The 14903-nt window shown below is 68.1% G+C and carries 16 protein-coding genes; 9 read left to right on the top strand and 7 right to left on the bottom strand.

What is annotated here, in order from left to right; all coding sequences use genetic code 11:
• Positions 1-105: 105 nt before the first annotated feature.
• Together ACH438_RS09440 and ACH438_RS09435 are read left to right on the top strand one after the other, a co-directional pair.
• Positions 106-942, top strand: a complete 837-nt coding sequence (locus ACH438_RS09440; RefSeq protein ID WP_397003078.1) for a GNAT family N-acetyltransferase — start codon at positions 106-108, stop codon at positions 940-942.
• An 18-nt stretch (positions 943-960) separates the two neighbouring features.
• Entirely contained in the window at positions 961-1929 is a 969-nt protein-coding gene (locus ACH438_RS09435) for a lysophospholipid acyltransferase family protein (protein ID WP_397003720.1), read from the top strand.
• Positions 1930-1944: 15 nt separating this feature from the next.
• Here the strand turns inward: ACH438_RS09435 and ACH438_RS09430 are convergent, their stop codons facing one another.
• From ACH438_RS09430 to ACH438_RS09420, 3 genes are all read right to left on the bottom strand, one after another.
• A complete protein-coding gene (locus ACH438_RS09430; RefSeq protein ID WP_397003076.1) occupies positions 1945-3087 on the bottom strand; it encodes a PucR family transcriptional regulator in 1143 nt (380 codons plus the stop codon).
• A gap of 88 nt (positions 3088-3175) precedes the next feature.
• Positions 3176-4993, bottom strand: coding sequence for a hypothetical protein (locus ACH438_RS09425; protein ID WP_397003074.1), 1818 nt, complete (start codon positions 4991-4993; stop codon positions 3176-3178).
• Positions 4993-6660 (bottom strand): hypothetical protein, encoded by a 1668-nt coding sequence (locus ACH438_RS09420; RefSeq protein ID WP_397003072.1) that lies wholly within the window; start codon positions 6658-6660, stop codon positions 4993-4995. The genes ACH438_RS09425 and ACH438_RS09420 overlap by 1 nt, the downstream gene beginning before the upstream one ends.
• Before the next feature lie 255 nt (positions 6661-6915).
• On the opposite strand from ACH438_RS09420, the gene ACH438_RS09415 reads away from it, so the two are divergent.
• Positions 6916-8286 carry an FAD-dependent oxidoreductase gene (locus ACH438_RS09415; RefSeq protein ID WP_397003070.1) on the top strand — a complete coding sequence of 457 codons (1371 nt, stop codon included), beginning with the start codon at positions 6916-6918 and terminating at the stop codon, positions 8284-8286.
• Between the two features lie 71 nt (positions 8287-8357).
• Positions 8358-8846 (top strand): LURP-one-related/scramblase family protein, encoded by a 489-nt coding sequence (locus ACH438_RS09410; protein ID WP_397003068.1) that lies wholly within the window; start codon positions 8358-8360, stop codon positions 8844-8846.
• Between the two features lie 16 nt (positions 8847-8862).
• On the opposite strand, the gene ACH438_RS09405 is transcribed toward ACH438_RS09410, so the two are convergent.
• Positions 8863-9486: a TetR family transcriptional regulator gene (locus tag ACH438_RS09405; RefSeq protein WP_397003066.1), complete on the bottom strand. Its 624-nt coding sequence runs from the start codon at positions 9484-9486 to the stop codon at positions 8863-8865.
• A 121-nt stretch (positions 9487-9607) separates the two neighbouring features.
• On the opposite strand from ACH438_RS09405, the gene ACH438_RS09400 reads away from it, so the two are divergent.
• Positions 9608-10006, top strand: coding sequence for an ester cyclase (locus tag ACH438_RS09400; RefSeq protein ID WP_397003064.1), 399 nt, complete (start codon positions 9608-9610; stop codon positions 10004-10006).
• A 25-nt stretch (positions 10007-10031) separates the two neighbouring features.
• On the opposite strand, the gene ACH438_RS09395 is transcribed toward ACH438_RS09400, so the two are convergent.
• The gene (locus ACH438_RS09395; RefSeq protein ID WP_397003062.1) at positions 10032-10883 is read right to left on the bottom strand and encodes a LysR family transcriptional regulator; all 852 of its coding nucleotides are present in this window, start codon (positions 10881-10883) and stop codon (positions 10032-10034) included.
• A 70-nt stretch (positions 10884-10953) separates the two neighbouring features.
• Here ACH438_RS09395 and ACH438_RS09390 point away from each other — a divergent pair, with 70 nt between their 5' ends.
• Both ACH438_RS09390 and ACH438_RS09385 read left to right on the top strand, forming a co-directional pair.
• Positions 10954-11271 carry a hypothetical protein gene (locus ACH438_RS09390; protein WP_397003059.1) on the top strand — a complete coding sequence of 106 codons (318 nt, stop codon included), beginning with the start codon at positions 10954-10956 and terminating at the stop codon, positions 11269-11271.
• Positions 11268-12014, top strand: a complete 747-nt coding sequence (locus ACH438_RS09385) for an SDR family NAD(P)-dependent oxidoreductase (RefSeq protein ID WP_397003057.1) — start codon at positions 11268-11270, stop codon at positions 12012-12014. The genes ACH438_RS09390 and ACH438_RS09385 overlap by 4 nt, the downstream gene beginning before the upstream one ends.
• A gap of 128 nt (positions 12015-12142) precedes the next feature.
• On the opposite strand, the gene ACH438_RS09380 is transcribed toward ACH438_RS09385, so the two are convergent.
• Entirely contained in the window at positions 12143-12727 is a 585-nt protein-coding gene (locus tag ACH438_RS09380) for a TetR/AcrR family transcriptional regulator (protein WP_397003055.1), read from the bottom strand.
• Between the two features lie 139 nt (positions 12728-12866).
• Between ACH438_RS09380 and ACH438_RS09375 the strand changes: the two genes are divergently transcribed.
• Positions 12867-13811, top strand: coding sequence for an alpha/beta hydrolase family protein (locus ACH438_RS09375; protein ID WP_397003053.1), 945 nt, complete (start codon positions 12867-12869; stop codon positions 13809-13811).
• Between the two features lie 64 nt (positions 13812-13875).
• Positions 13876-14112, top strand: a complete 237-nt coding sequence (locus tag ACH438_RS09370; protein ID WP_397003051.1) for a MerR family transcriptional regulator — start codon at positions 13876-13878, stop codon at positions 14110-14112.
• Between the two features lie 95 nt (positions 14113-14207).
• On the opposite strand, the gene ACH438_RS09365 is transcribed toward ACH438_RS09370, so the two are convergent.
• Positions 14208-14816, bottom strand: coding sequence for a hypothetical protein (locus ACH438_RS09365; RefSeq protein ID WP_397003049.1), 609 nt, complete (start codon positions 14814-14816; stop codon positions 14208-14210).
• Positions 14817-14903: the final 87 nt, after the last annotated feature.

The raw sequence follows: 14903 nt of genomic DNA, 5'->3' as shown, positions 1-14903 counted from the left end.
GTCCGATGAACGCTGGGTGTGGTCTGCGTCGCGTTCACCCGACTGGCATCGCCAGGTCATCTGGCGGTAGCGCCAAGGCAGTCTGGGACTGGCTTGATCAAGCGTATGACCACCATGGCAGCGTCGAGCGCCAGCCTCGCCCCCGCGTCATATGTCAAGCCGGAACCGCCCCGCACGACGGGCCGGTCCCAGTACTCCTTGGTCGTCTCCTCCGACGCCGAGCATCGGGAGGCCGCCCAGCGCCTGCGCTACCAGGTGTTCGCCAACGAGCCGGGCTTCACCATTCCGGACAATGGCACCGGCCTGGATTCCGACCGCTTCGATGATCACTGCGACCACCTCCTGGTGCGGGACGAGCTGACCGATCAGTTCGTCGGCTGCTACCGCATGCTGCCGCCGGACAAGGTGTCCGCGGCCGGTGGCTACTACACCGCCACCGAATTCGATTTGGCCGCACTGGATCCCACCGGTCACCGGATCGTCGAGATGGGCCGTGCCTGCGTGGTGCCCGATCACCGCAACGGCTCGGTGCTCACCCTCATGTGGGCGGGCATCCTGCACTACATCCAGCTCACCGGTTACGAGTGGGTCATGGGTTGCGTCTCCGTTCCCATGCAGATGACGCCGGAGGATCAGCCGGGCGTGAACGTGCGCGGGGTCCGCGACATGCTCATGAAGAAGCACGCGCTGGCCGCGGAACGCCATGTGCGCCCGTACAACCCGGTCGTGGTGGACGGTGTTTCCCTGGAGGAGCTGGAGGCGCCGGCGCGCCCCAAGCTGCCGCCGCTGCTGAACGGTTACCTGCGCCTGGGCGCCGAGATCTGCGGCGAGCCCGCCCACGATCCCGAGTTCGCCGTCGCCGATTTCGTTGCCCTGCTGGGCTTGTCGACCATCAACACCCGTTATCTGGAGCGCCTGCAAGGCGCTGCCAACAGTCTCTAGGCCGGTGACGCACCCATGATGCCCGCCCTCCTCGCTCCGGACACCACGCCCCTGTCGTGTCCGCCCGCCCAGCCGGTGCACGCCTGGATGCCGTCCAGCCCGTGCGGCCCGACCTGCGTCGACGCCGCCGCCGAGGCGGGCAGACTGCGCGTCGCGGCGCGCGTCCTCGGCATTGTCGGCACCCTGGTCAGCTTCCCGCTCGCGCACTACGCCACCCCGCGCAAGCACCGTCCGGCCGTGCAGCGCCGTTACGCGCGAATGCTGCTGGGCTCCTGTGGCATCCGGGTCCGCATCATCGACAATCGCGGCCCGGAAGACCGTTCCGGCGGCGTCCTGGTCGCGGCCCGGCACATCGGCTGGACCGATATCGTCGCCCTGACCGCCGTCGAGCCCATGGCCTTCGTGGCCCGCGCCGACATGGTCGAGTGGCCCATGCTCGGCGATATCGCCAAGCGCGTCCGCGTCATCCCCATCGAACGCGAGAAGCTCCGCACCCTCCCCGCGGTCATCGACAGCATGGCCCGCCGCCTCACCGCCGGCGAGCGCATCACCTTCTTCCCCGAGGGCACCACCTGGTGCGGCCGCGCCCACGGCCGCCTCCGCCCCGCCCTCTTCCAAGCCGCCGTCGACGCCGAAACCCCCGTCCAGCCAATCCGTTTGCGCTACGTGGACCGCCACGGCGACCTCTCCACGGTCCCCGGCTTCGTAGGCGTCGACTCCCTCGGCGACTCCATCCGCCGAGTCCTCCACGCCCGCGGCGTCACCGCCGAAATCACCCTCCAGCCACTGGAATCCCCCGGCACCGACCGCCACGACCTGGCCCGCCGCTGCGAAGCCGCCATGGCCGACAACGAAGCCGTCACCCGTGCCTTCACCGACGTCATCCACGGCACCGAGAACGTCGAAGCCATCGGCACCGGCGCTGTCCGCCGGGCCACCACCACTCCGCAGGCTGTCGCCACCGAGGCCGCACGCACCGACGCCTGAGGCGGGACCGTTCGATCAGGGCTGGAATGCGTTGCGGTCCAAGGTCGCCGCGGTTTTGGCGGCGACCAGGGCGGCGATGCCGTGGGGTTGCTGGGGGTCGTGGCCGGTCAGTTCGGCTATGCGGGTGAGGCGGTAGTGGACCGTGTTGCGGTGGACGTGGAGGGCTCGGGCTACGGCGCTGGTGTTGAGTTGGTTGTCTATGAGGGCGTCGAGGGTTTCGCTCAGGAGCGGGTGCTCGGCCAGTGGGATCAATAGGGCGGTAAGGCTTTTGCGAGCCGGTCCCGAGGCGGCTATCGCGTATTCGAGGACCATGTCCTGGTGGCGGCAGACGATTTCGGGGCGGCGGAGGCAGCGGGCGGCGTCGGCGACGATTCTGGCTTCGGTGTAGGCGTGGGGGATGGCATCGTGGGAGGCGGCGGGGGCTATGCCTATCCAGAGTTGCGGATGTGGTTCTGCGGCTGTGGGTTTCGGTTGGGTCAGGCTTTGCAGTGGGTGGGGGAGGCGTTCGCCGTGGAGGGGGAGGAGGGCGGTCCAGCCGGCGCTGTCGCGGTGCAGGAGGGTGCCGGGTTCGGCGGCCAGGGCACGGCGGACCGCGGTGAGGGCGCCGGGGGCGGCCGCGCCGAGGCGGATGACGGTCACCAGATAGGCGTCGGCGAGGGGGGTTTCGGGGTCGCCGACCCAGCCGCCCAGTTTTCGGCCGGTCAGCAGGGCGTCGGCTATCTCGTGCTGATGTTCCAGTAGTTCCCAATGGGGTTGGCGCACATCGGTGACGAGGGCCTCGGCGATGCGGGCGGTGATGAGGCCCAGGTAGCCGGTGAGGCGGGCGCCGAGTTCGGGCAGCATGGCGGGGTCCTGCGCTTCGACCAGCGGGGCCAGCTGGGTCCAGAAGAAGCGGGCGCCCTCCCGGTAGTTTCCCAGCGCCTCGGCGACCGACATGCCGTCGCGGATCAGTTCGGTGGCGCGGTCGACCAGTGGGCGGGTCGCGGTCTCCGCCGGTTCGATGCCGTCGGCGAGGTAGCGGAAGAACAGTTCGATATTGAGCTGTGCGCTGTGCACGAAGTCGGCGTCGATGATCGATTGCGGGAGGGCGTTGAAGGAGAGGGTCTCCGCGGTGAAGTCCCGGATGAGGTCGTCGGCCTGCTGTCGCAGTATGTCCACGGTGGAGCTTTCCGGGCCGCTGCCGTTCGAGCCATGAGGGGGTCGGGTCTGTTCCACGCTGGCCCCTCCGGCTTCGGTCGAACGGTTGCTAGGTCCCTTGGATCATGAAGTTGGCGATGTAGGAGCTGGCGAGCTCCGGCATGCCGTTGTTCTGCTTCTCCGCGGCCGTCACCACGTCGTAGTGGCGGTAACCGGGAATGTACTTCGCGTTGTAGGGCAGCAGTCCGGCGAGGCCCGCATTCTGGACCGGCGAATCACCGCTGAGCAAGGTCAGATTGCGTTTCCCGGCCGGCGTGCTCTGCCAGGTGTCGCCGTGCAGCAGGAAGTTCAGGATGCCGCCGTTGCGGTAGGTGAGCTTGGCCAGGTCGCCGTCCCGGCCGACGCCGAGCGCGAACACGGTATCGGTGATGAGCCGCAGCGGCGTGTATTCCTCGAAGTAGCCGACCGGCTGCCAGCCCGGATTCATGGCGTGCGCGAACTGCCGGATATCGGTCACCTCGTGGTCCTGATCGGTGGCCGGACCGTGCCCGAGCACCGGCCCGTCGATACTCGACGGCGGCACCTGGTCGTAGTTCTTCCAGCCGCACAGCTGCGAATGATCGGCGGGCACATAGTTCTGCCCGTAGCCGACCCGCAGCGGAATCACGAAGAGCGTCGGCCCGAGGATCGGCACCGAGGCGAGCCCGTTCGGTATCGGATACGTCTTGCCCGCCACCGGGCAGTCGTAGAACCCGAGCCCCGCCTGCATCACGTACTCGGCCGAGTTCTGATCGAAGAACATGCCCAGATGCGCGGTATTGGTGAGCCGGAAATCGTCCGGCAGGTTCGCACCGGTGAACAGGTCCAGGTAGTCCTTGCCGTACATGGCGCGCATCCACGGTTCGGTCCGCAGATCGCGCGGCACCAGGTTCTTCAGGTCGCTCTCGTCATCGGGTCGCTGATCGGCGGCCATGGCGGCGAGATAGTAGGTGTTCATCACCTCCGAGGCCGAAATGACCGGCAGCTGCGCCACTCCCAGCCCGTTCTGCACCAGGAAGTTCACGGCGTTCTTGATCGCCCCGCCCGCCGCCGACATCACCTGGTCGAGCACACCGGTACCGGAGAACCCGGCGGGATCGGTCATGGCGAAACCGTCCTCCGGGATGGTGCCGCCGCCGCACAGGTTGAATCCGGCGTAGTCCAGGTTGGAGGCGTCGCCGGTGAAGTTCCACGCCATCATCGGCCCGGTCAGGAATCCGCCCAGCGAATGCCCGCCGCAGAAGCTCTTGGTGCGCTGCGCCGGATCCGGTAGCAGATGCTCGATGACGGCCCGCCAATCGTCGAGCGTCAGCGAAAGCCCGTATTCGCCTAGGTAATTCAGATCTTCGGGCGTCTTGTACTGATAGGTGTGCCCGTCGATCTGCGCACCGTGGAAGTAGTAGTCGGCGGCCACGTGATAGTCGTTCGCCCGCTGCGCGGCCTCCCAGCCGGTGCGGTCCTCGGCACAGGTGGAACGCCGGACGAGGGAGATGTATTCGACGTGCTTGCCCTTCTCGGCCGCCTTGCGCACCACCTGCGGGCCTTGGGTGTCGAGATTCGCTGCGCTGGAATAGGTTCCGGGCTGCACGGTGAGTACCGCGTCCGCATCGGCGCTGTTCGCCGGGCCCTGCTTCGACCGGTAGCGCACATAGCCGATCCAGTCGCACGCCTCGGGATGCGCCATCGTGGAGTACGGGCTCGGATAGTGCAGTCGCACATAGCTGGCCTCGACATCGTCACCCAGTCCCGGATCGCCGGTGATGGGCGTGACGATCTCCTGATCGGGCACGCCGAGCCGCACCGGGTCCGCGTGCGCCGCGAGCGGCAGCGCGGTACCAGCCAGAATCGTTGCGGTGCAGCAGATCACGGCTGCGAAGACGGGCCGCATCAGCCGAGCGTCCGGATGAATCGGGCGAGGGTCTCGCCGCTGTAGTCGGGGTTTCCGTCATTCTGCACGGCGGCGGCTCCGATCGTGTCGACGTGGTTGTATCCGGGCAGGGTCACCACGTTCGCCGAGGCGGGCGCGGGGAAGAAGGTGCCCGCCGTGCCCTGCACGGCGCTGTCGCCGGCCCAGGCGACGTAGTTCGGTTTGGCGCGGCTCATGCCGTGATAGCGGAGTCCGGCCATCTCGCCGCTGCGCGCACCGCCGTATCCGGCGCCGATGTCCACGACCGCGCGCAGCGGAAAGTAGGTCTCCCAGTACGCATACGGTGATCCCATGGCGAGCTGCCGGGCGGCGTCCCGGATATCGGCGACCTCGTGCGCGGGCGTGGTGAAGGGGATGCCGGCGGTGTCGTCGTAGTTGCGCCACGTGTAGAGGGCGTTGCGATCGGTCGGTGCGACACGCTCCTGGGTTCCGGCGCTGATCTTGAGGAACCCGCCGAAAAGCGGGAGCTGCGTGAGGGATCCGGGATTGGGGAAGGTCTTCTCCTGCACCGGCCCGCCGCTCAAAGCGCCCACACCTTGCTGGAACAGCGTGAAGTTCGTGGAGTTGTTGTCGATCAGCACACCCAGCAGAGCGGTATTGGTGAACCGGTAGTCGCGGATGGTGCCGGAGCCGTCCGCGCCATTGGTGGCGAACGCGCTCCAGCTCGGCGCGAACAGGTAGTTCAGCGTGGTGTCGATCTCCAGGTCGTGGGGGAGGTGCGCGAGCAGTGCGCTCTCACCGTCCGGATCCAGGTGCGCGGCAAGACCGGCCAGGCGCAGCAGCATGAAGGTCTTGGTGCCCAGCACCGGCATCGGGCCGAAGATGCGCGGCATCACGCCGCCGCGGAACCCCGCCTGCACGACCGAATCCGTGGGTCCGACGATCGCATCGGTGAGATCGTGCAGGAACGGCGTGTTCTGGATGGCGACCGGATCGGACGAGATCATCGAATCCTGGGCGGCGAAGGCCGCGCACTGATCCGCGCCCGGATGCCCGTCGAAATCCCAGTCGGAGAAGAAGCCGGTCACCAAGCCGCCCAGCGAGATTCCGGTGCAGACGAATTCCCGCTGCCGCTGCGCCTGGCTGGGCACTTCGTGCAGCATGACCTCGTACTGGTCGCGGACGATCCGCTCGAGGCCCATATCGTCGAGCACCGCCAGATCGGCGGAGGTCTTGAAGCCGGGAAACACCTTGCCGTCCAGCGGTTTCCCGTTGAAGTAGTAGTCCACCGCATCGAGGTAGTTGCCGCTCTTCAGCGCGTAGTCGAAGCCCTCGGTCTCGTCCAGGCAGGCACTGCGCCGGGCCAGCGCCCAGAACTCGATGTGCTGCCCCATGGCGCGCGCGGAGTGCACGGTATTGAACGCGACACTGTCCGAGTTCTCCGCTCCGCCACCGAGTCCCTGCTCCTGAACGACGATGTGGTCCGCGTCCGCGGAGGCCGCGGGCCCGTCCGCCGGCCGGTACCGCAGGAACCCGACGCGGTCACAGCTCGCCGGATGCGGTGGGGCGTCGGCGGGCAAGGGCAGCGCCAGACTGACATACGAGGTGACGATCCCGTCGTGGGTGGACAGGACTTGTTCCTGACGGTCGCTCGCCGCGCTCACCGGTTCGGAATCGGCGGCCGCCATGCCTGGATGAGACAGTGCTGTCGAGAGCACTGCGGAGGCCATCAGGGCGACACAGCCGCGTCTGCGCACGGTCGACCGAACAACACTGTTCATGCAGTGGAGCCTTCCAGCGCTGTGACCCGGCAATCCATTCGCAGAACGCCGATATTCCGCGGGTCCGTTTGGGCAAATGCCGAGACGGTGCCGCGACCGGGCGCGACTGTCTGGTACGGAGGTGCGACCGTCCCGGGCCGCTCCGGCGGTAGCGTGGGCGCGGTGGAGCGACTGGTGGTGATCGGCGCGGATGCGGCCGGCATGTCGGCGGCGTCGCAGGCGCGGCGGCAGCGCGCGGCGAGCGAGCTCGAGATCGTGGTCTTCGAACGGGGAGGGTTCACTTCCTATTCGGCGTGCGGGATTCCGTACTGGGTGGGCGGTGACGTGCGCGAGCGCGACGCCCTCATCGCGCGGACGCCCGAGGAGCATCGGGCCCGCGATATCGAACTGCGCATGCGCACCGAGGTGATCGAGATCGATGTGCCGGGTAATCGCGTCCGGGCGCGCGATCTCGACACCGGGGCCGAATCATGGACGGCCTACGACAAACTCGTCATCGCCACCGGCGCGGAACCGATCCGGCCGCCGCTACCGGGCATCGACGCACCGGGCGTGCACGGCGTGCAGACCCTGGATGACGGTCAGGCGCTGATCGATTCGCTCGAGCAGACCACCGGCCGCCGCGCCGTGGTGGTGGGCGCGGGCTACATCGGCGTCGAAATGGCCGAGGCCCTGATCAATCGAGGCTTCCAGGTCACGCTGGTCAACCGCGGACCCCAGCCGATGTCGACCCTGGACCCCGATATGGGTGCGCTGGTGGGCAAGGCGATGCGCGGCCTGGGCATCGAATTGATCGACGACGCCGAGGTACTGGAGATCCGCACCGGGCCGGACGGCCGGGCCACCGCCGTGGTCACCGACGATGCCGAATACCCCGCCGATGTGGTGGTGCTCGGGATCGGCGTCATCCCCGCCACCCGGCTGGCTCGCGCGGCCGGCCTACCGCTGGGCGAGTTCGGCGGCCTTCTCACCGATCCGGGGATGCGGGTGCTCGGGCACGAGAACATCTGGGCGGGTGGGGATTGCGTGGAGGTGCTGGACCTGGTGTCCGGCCGCCGCCGGTATGTCCCGCTGGGCACGCACGCCAACAAGCAGGGGCAGGTGATCGGGTCCCGGGTGGGCGGCGGTCATGCCGGTTTCCCGGGTGTGGTGGGTACCGCGATCAGCAAGGTCTGCGATCTCGAGGTGGCGCGCACCGGTCTGCGGGAGCGGGACGCGCACGCGGTGGGGCTGCGGTTCGTGACGGTGACCATCGAATCCACCAGTCGCGCAGGCTATTACCCGGACGCGGCGCCGATGACGGTGAAGATGCTCGCCGAATGCGAGACGGGCCGCCTGCTCGGTGTGCAGATCGTCGGGCGGGAGGGCGCGGCCAAACGCGTCGATATCGCCGCGGTCGCGCTCACCGCCGATTTCACGGTCGAGCAGGTCGCGCAGCTGGATCTCGGTTACGCGCCGCCGTTTTCGCCGGTGTGGGATCCGATCCAGGTGGCCGCGCGCAAGGCCGTGATCGCGGTCGCCGGTACGCCCTGAAACGCGTGCGGATACGGCTCTGCGGCCGAGTCCCGGCCGCAGCTCCGCGACGTTCGGGCACACTGGGCGGGGTGCGATATGTGATGCGGCATCGGGTGTTCAGCCTCGGCGACGACTACTGGATTACCGACGGAGCGGGGAACAGAGCCTTCCTCGTAGATGGCAAGGTGCTCACGTTCCGTAGATCCTTCCAGCTGAAGGGCCCCCGCGGAGAGGTATACGCCGCCGCCCACAAGAAGCTGATCGCCCTGCGCGACACCAGAATCGTCGAGTCCGGCGGCAGGCACGCGGCCACCGTCCGCAAGAAGCTCTTCAGCCCGCTACGGCACAGCTTCACCATCACCCTCGCCGACGGCGAACACTGGACCGCCCGTGGCGATCTCATCGAAAAGAACTACGTCCTCGAAGGTCCCCGCGGCGTGGTGGCCGAGACCTCCCGCAAATGGTTCCGCATCCGCGACACATACGGCGTCGAGATCTACCACCCCGACATCCCCCTCACCCTCGCGATCGTCGCCTGCATCGACGAATTCATCGCCGCCGACCGCGGCGAACGCTAGCGGGAACGCCCGGCCCTCAACGGGATCCGGCTCGTATCCCGTCGAGGATGATCCCGCCGATGCGCGCCGCCCGCGCCGGGTCGGTCTGCGCCTCGGCGTGCTGGATCGCCGCGAAGGCGCCGGCCACCAGTGCCATCACCTCGCCGGGAGTGACATCCGCGCGCACGAGACCGGCCGTCCGCGCGCGATCGAGCAGCTCGGTGACATAGCCGGTGAGGTCCGCCGCCACATCCGGTGCGGCAGTGCGCAAATCGAACTCGGCGGCGGTGAGCGCGCTCTTCACCGTGGAATTCTCGGCCCCATTGGCCATCATGCGCGACAGCAGCGTGAACACGGCCGCGGGATCCTCGCCGGCCGCCAACGCTGCCGCCTCGGCCACCAGACGCTCCAGCTGGTCGATCGAAACCGCCAGGTACAGCGCTTCTTTGGATGGAAAGTGCCGATGCACCGTCCCGGGTCCCACGCCGGCCCGCCGCGCGATCTCATCGAGTGAGACGCTCAGTCCTTCCTGGGCGAACAACTGCTGTGCGGTCTGCAGTACGCGCTCGCGATTGCGGCGCGCATCGGCCCGCAATGCCCGGCCGCTGCGGTGGGCCGCGGGCGATGCGGCGGGATCGTGTTCGGGGAGTTGGCGAGACATCGTGGCCCTAGCATAACCGGGTCGCCGCCCCGTATGCTCGATCCGGTAACCGGGGCGGCGCACCGTTTAGTGGATTGCGCCGCTCACGGGGGCTGAACGGTCATCTCAGGAGGACATAGTCATGGCCACGAACGACGCCGGAACTCTCGTGCGGCAACTCCACCACTGCTTCAACACCCGGCAATTCGATGCCGCCGACGACCTGCACACCCCGGACTGCTTCAGCCACCCGCTCGGCAGCACGGGATTCGAGGCGGGCAAGAACGCCTGGCGCAGCCTCGTCGCGCAATTCCCCGATATCCGCGTGGTCGCCCAGGATGTTCTGGTCGACGGGGATCGGGTGGCGGTCCGTTCGACCGTCGAAGGAGTCCCCCTCGCGGCGGACGCCCCGGAACCGACGATGATCGAGATCTTCCGCATCGACAACGGCCGCATCGCGGAGAACTGGGGGATCGGCCAAGGACTGCCCTACACCGCGAAAACCCTTGCCGCCGAGGGTGCGGGAAGGGTTGCGGAGTAACCCGATCCGCGGTCGGCCGGATCGATCAGGCCGTGCGGAGGGCTCGGCGGGCCGCGGCCACGAAGGACGCGACGAGGGGGCGATCGTCCTGCTCGTTCCAGGCGAGCACGAGATGGCTCGGGGGCGCGTCGATTACCGGGAGGCAGACCAGTCCGGGCGGAGCCGGGTCGACCAGGGAGCGGGGGAGTACACCGATCATCCGGCCCACCGCGATCATGTGGAGTAGCTGAACCACATCGGCTACCTCGGGGCCGGTGCCCTCGCCGCCGCCGGCGGGGATTCCCTTCCAGCGCGGGAGGGTTTCACCCGTCAGGTCGGACATCCGGACTCCCGGCTGTGCGGCCAGGCGGTGGCTGGCCGGGAGGATGGCCACGCGGTCTTCGGTGTGCAGGGTCTCGTAGGCCAGGCCGTCGAGGTTGTCGAAGGGGGCATAGAGCAGGCCGACGTCGGCGCGGCCGTCGAGCAGGAAGTCGGTGCGGTCGGCGGGGCCGCTGAACAGGATGTCCACGCGCTGGGCCGCGGGCTGCTGGGAGTACTCGGCCAGGATGCCGGACAGTAGACCGGCGTCGCCGCCGGGTTTGAGCACGAGCCGGAGGTGGGGATCGAGGTCTCCGGCGCGGCGGGCATTGCGGACGGCGGCGCTGACGGCGTTGAGGGCGTGCCGTCCGTGTTCCTGCAACGCCGCTCCGGCCGGGGTGAGTTCGACGTGCCGGCTGGAACGCACGAACAGCGTTACGCCGAGCCGGGTTTCGATGCGCTGGATCGCTTTCGAGAGCGCCGGTTGTGCGATCGAGAGGCGGGTGGCGGCCCGGCCGAAATGCAGCTCGTCGGCCACCGCGATGAAGTACTCGAGCTCGCGGGTCTCCAGTTCAACCATGCCTACAGGTTATCGCCGAATATCGAACAGGTCTTGGACACTGCTGGTGGGTGCGATCGAGAATTGCTGCATGATCCACCATACGATGATCGTTTCCTTCAATGGGCCTATCCCTGGCGAAGACCTCGATCGATACCTAGAGGATATCGAACAGGTCATGCTGGACAGCGGATCGGTGCAATCGGTCGAGGCGCGCCGGCACCTCCGGATTCCCGGCGAAGAGGCCATTCCGGCCTTGATCGCGACCGCGATCGTGCGGGTCGCCGTGCCCGATATCGACGCGCTCGCGAAGGCGTTCGGCGCACCCGGCGTGCACGAGGTGATCGATCGCTGGCAGTCGCGGTACCCGTACCGGGTCGCCTGGGCGAACCACGAGCCGCTGGCATGAGCGGCGAAACCCGCAAGGCGGGACTGATCACCGGCGCGGGGAGCGGCATCGGCCGCGCGACCGCGCTCGCCTTCGCCCGAACCTGCGCGGCGGTCGCCGTACTCGATATCGATGAGCACGCGGCGGCCGAAACCGCCGCGCTTATCGAGAAAGAGGGCGGCGAAGCCCTGACCGTCACCGTCGACATCGGTGACGAGGACTCGGTGCGGACCGCCGTCGAGCGCACGGTCGAAGCGCTCGGCGGCCTCGACTTCGCCGTGAACAATGCCGGAATGGCCTCGCACCACAAGCAACTCGACCGGATGACCCTGGACGAGTTCGAGCGCGTGGTCCACGTCAACCTGGCCGGAACCTTCCTGTGCATGAAGTACGAGCTGCCCTTGCTCGAAGGCGGCGGCGCGATCGTCAATATCGCCTCCAACGGCGGCCTGTACGCCATCCCGAACGCACCCGCCTACGTGGCCGCCAAGCACGGCATCGTCGGGCTGACCAAGGTCGCCGCGGTCGACCACGCGCCGAAGAACATTCGAGTCAATGCCGTCTGCCCCGGACCGACTCTGACGCCCGGATTCGACAGCGTGGCGGCCGGCACCGACATGCCGGAGCGGCAGGCGGCGATCACGCCACTCGGCCGCCTCGCCGCACCGGAAGAGGCTGCGTCAGCAGCGGTTTGGCTCTGCTCCGATGCCGCGTCCTACATCACCGGCATCGCGCTGTCGGTCGACGGTGGGCGCCGGGCATGAGAGTGGACACGTCTCTGACCGACGATCAGCGGACGGCGATCGCCCACCGTACCGCCGAGCGGGACTTCGAAATCGACCAGGCCCCAACGGCTCTCGTCACCGTGTTGAGCGCTCAGCGGCCGCCGGAGCTATCCCCGGCATCCATCGAGCATCAGCCGGAGGGTGAGGCGGGCATCGTAGTCCGGGTCGGCTCGCTCTGCGCCCGCACAGATGTCGCCGATGGCGCGCATCAGTTGGTAGGCGCTGAACTCGGCCGTGATCTCACCCGCGTCGCGCCCGGCGGTGAGGATGTCGTCGAGTACCGGCAGCAGGCGATCGAGGAACAGGGTGTGCAGGGCCGTGAAGCCGGCCGGGTCGTCGCGCATGGCGGCGGCGAGGCCGTGCTTGGTGGTCAGGAAGTCGGCGAACAGGTTCACCCATTGCTGTAGTGCGGTGAACGGTGAACCTGTCGTCGCGAGCAGGGTGGGCCCGGCCTCGGCGCAGGCGTCGATCTGGTGGCGGTAGACGGCGGCGACGAGGTCCGCGCGGGTGGGGAAGTGGCGGTAGATGGTGCCCATGCCGACGTCGGCCTCGGCGGCGATCCGGCGCACGGGCACGTTCACGCCGTCGGTGACGAAAACCGCTGCGGCGGCATCGAGCAGGGCCTTCTCGTTCCTGCGCGCGTCGGCGCGTTTGGCCGGATTCGCGGTGGTCGGCTCGTCGCCTGTGGTCACGCGGCGTTCCTTTCTGGCGGGTGCACTTGTCAAGCGGAACGCTGCTCCGTATATTCGGAACAGTGCTCCGTTTCAAGAGTCTAGCCGGTGACCGACCCCATCGGCAGCCGCGCTCCGCACGTTCGAAGGGAAGCTACCCATGCCCGCATCGCTCACGCTCGCCCCGAGTGCCGTTCCGGCGCTGACCGCGCCGATCATCAGCGTCAAACCGGTTGTCCTGCCTGCGCCGGAGCGCGGTGACGACCTGCAACTGCGAGTGTCGGCGCCCGCGTCCGGCACGGATCTGCCGGTGCTCGTGTTCGCGCACGGTTTCGGCCAGTCGATGTCTTCCTATGACCCGCTGGTCGACTTCTGGGCCGGGAACGGATTCGTCGTCATCCAGCCGACATTCCTGGATTCGCAGACGCTCGGCATCACGCCCGCGGATCCTCGCTACCCCGACATCTGGCGCATCCGAGTCCGGGATGTGGTGCGAGTACTCGACGAGCTCGACCATGTCGTGGCCGCTGTACCCGGGCTCGCCGATCGCATCGACCGCGACCGCATCGCCGTCGCCGGACACTCCTGGGGCGGCCAGACCGTCGGCATGCTGCTCGGCGCACGCGTGCTCGGCGCGGACGGGCAACCCGGTCCCGACCTGACCGATGCCCGCGTGAAAGCCGGTGTGCTGCTGGCCAATACGGGTATCGGCGGTGACAACCTGTCCGAGTTCGCCAGGGAACACTTCTCTTTCATGAGCCCCGACTTCAGCGGCCTGTCCACGCCGACCCTCGTGGTCGCGGGCGATCACGACCAGTCCGCGCTCACGACCCGCGGTCCCGACTGGTTCACCGATGTCTACAACCACGCACCCGGTGCCGACAGCCTGCTCACCGTCTTCGGCGCCGAGCACTCGCTCGGCGGTATCCACGGCTACAAGGCCACCGACACCACCGACGAGAGCCCCGAGCGGGTCGCCCTCATCCGCCGGGCCGCGCTGGCCTACCTCCGCAGCGCCCTCGGAATCGACAGCGCCGCATGGAAACAACTGCAATCCGACCTTGCGCAGACCTCCGATCCGATCGGACGCATCGACACCGAGTAGCGCCGCCGCGGCTATGCTCTGACTTGAAGCACGCTTCAAGTCAGAAAGGGCATCGACGACCGAGATGCTGCTGGATATCGCCGATGTGGCCGCGCGTTCGCAACTCGCGCCCTCGGCCTTGCGGTTCTACGAGAAGCGCGGCCTCATCAGCCCGGCCGGGCGAAACGGCTTGCGCCGCACCTACGAAGCGAGCGTGCTGGACCGCCTCGCATTGATCGCCTGCGCGCGCGACTCCGGCTTCACCATCGCCGAGATCGCCCGCTTCCTGATCGCCCGGCCCGACGACACAGAAGGCCGATGAGCTGGACGAACAGATCGCCCAGCTCACCAGGATGCGTGCCAGCCTGCGCCACGCCGCCACCTGCACTCACGACCCGCTGGTCGAATGCCCGGACTTCAAGCAGGCGGTGCGACTCGGCGAATGAGATCGGCCACCGCCGCCGGATGCGTGAGCTGCGGAACATGCGCGCCGGGCAGCGTTATCGGCTCCTTGCCGAGCATGCCCGCAAGGCCCCGCGCACCGGCGGTGAGGTACTCCGGGGAGTCGGTGCCGTGCACGATCGTCAGCGGGACCTGCGGCTCGGTGATCGCCACCTCGATTGCCGAGAGCCCGCGGAGGTCGATGCCCAGCAGGATTTCCGCATTGCCCAGCATGCGTTCGAGCTGCGCCGGTGGGAGGTCGGCATAGACCTGCTCACCGTTCAATGTGCGCAGCAGCGCGCCCGCCGCCCCGCGGAGGTTGCCCGCTTCGACGAACGGCGCCACCACCTTTCGCAATGGCAACGTCGCCTGCGCGGGATCCGGCACCAGTGATCCGGAAACCGGCTCGTGCAGGATGGCGAACCCGAGCCCCTCCACCTGCCGAATCGCGGTCTCCGCCTCCGCCAGCACCGGCTGCGAAATCTCGACCCACGCCCGGCCCAGCACCGTATCCGGATCCCGCACATCCCCCAGCCCGAGCCCCGTCTCGACGAGCACCAGCCCATCCGAATCCGTCTCGACCAACAGGCAATGGTTCACCGAATGCGCCGGCTCCAAACCTTCATAAGTCGGCTCGATCACACGAACCGAACCACAGTTGAGGTGATGAAT

The sequence above is a fragment of the Nocardia sp. NPDC020380 genome (assembly GCF_044386975.1).
Classification (GTDB): Bacteria; Actinomycetota; Actinomycetes; order Mycobacteriales; family Mycobacteriaceae; genus Nocardia.
Note: the sequence above shows the minus strand (reverse complement) of the source record. Positions and strands in the feature narration are given on the sequence as shown.

Excerpts from the sequence above, each read along its gene's own strand:
- ACH438_RS09440 (WP_397003078.1), top strand. The coding sequence starts at position 106 with ATGACCACCATGGCAGCGTCGAGCGCCAGCCTCGCCCCCGCGTCATAT.
- ACH438_RS09435 (WP_397003720.1), top strand. The coding sequence starts at position 961 with ATGCCCGCCCTCCTCGCTCCGGACACCACGCCCCTGTCGTGTCCGCCC.
- ACH438_RS09425 (WP_397003074.1), bottom strand. The coding sequence starts at position 4,993 with ATGCGGCCCGTCTTCGCAGCCGTGATCTGCTGCACCGCAACGATTCTG.
- ACH438_RS09420 (WP_397003072.1), bottom strand. The coding sequence starts at position 6,660 with ATGGCGGCCGCCGATTCCGAACCGGTGAGCGCGGCGAGCGACCGTCAG.
- ACH438_RS09405 (WP_397003066.1), bottom strand. The coding sequence starts at position 9,486 with ATGTCTCGCCAACTCCCCGAACACGATCCCGCCGCATCGCCCGCGGCC.
- ACH438_RS09400 (WP_397003064.1), top strand. The coding sequence starts at position 9,608 with ATGGCCACGAACGACGCCGGAACTCTCGTGCGGCAACTCCACCACTGC.
- ACH438_RS09395 (WP_397003062.1), bottom strand. The coding sequence starts at position 10,883 with ATGGTTGAACTGGAGACCCGCGAGCTCGAGTACTTCATCGCGGTGGCC.
- ACH438_RS09390 (WP_397003059.1), top strand. The coding sequence starts at position 10,954 with ATGATCCACCATACGATGATCGTTTCCTTCAATGGGCCTATCCCTGGC.
- ACH438_RS09385 (WP_397003057.1), top strand. The coding sequence starts at position 11,268 with ATGAGCGGCGAAACCCGCAAGGCGGGACTGATCACCGGCGCGGGGAGC.
- ACH438_RS09375 (WP_397003053.1), top strand. The coding sequence starts at position 12,867 with ATGCCCGCATCGCTCACGCTCGCCCCGAGTGCCGTTCCGGCGCTGACC.
- ACH438_RS09370 (WP_397003051.1), top strand. The coding sequence starts at position 13,876 with ATGCTGCTGGATATCGCCGATGTGGCCGCGCGTTCGCAACTCGCGCCC.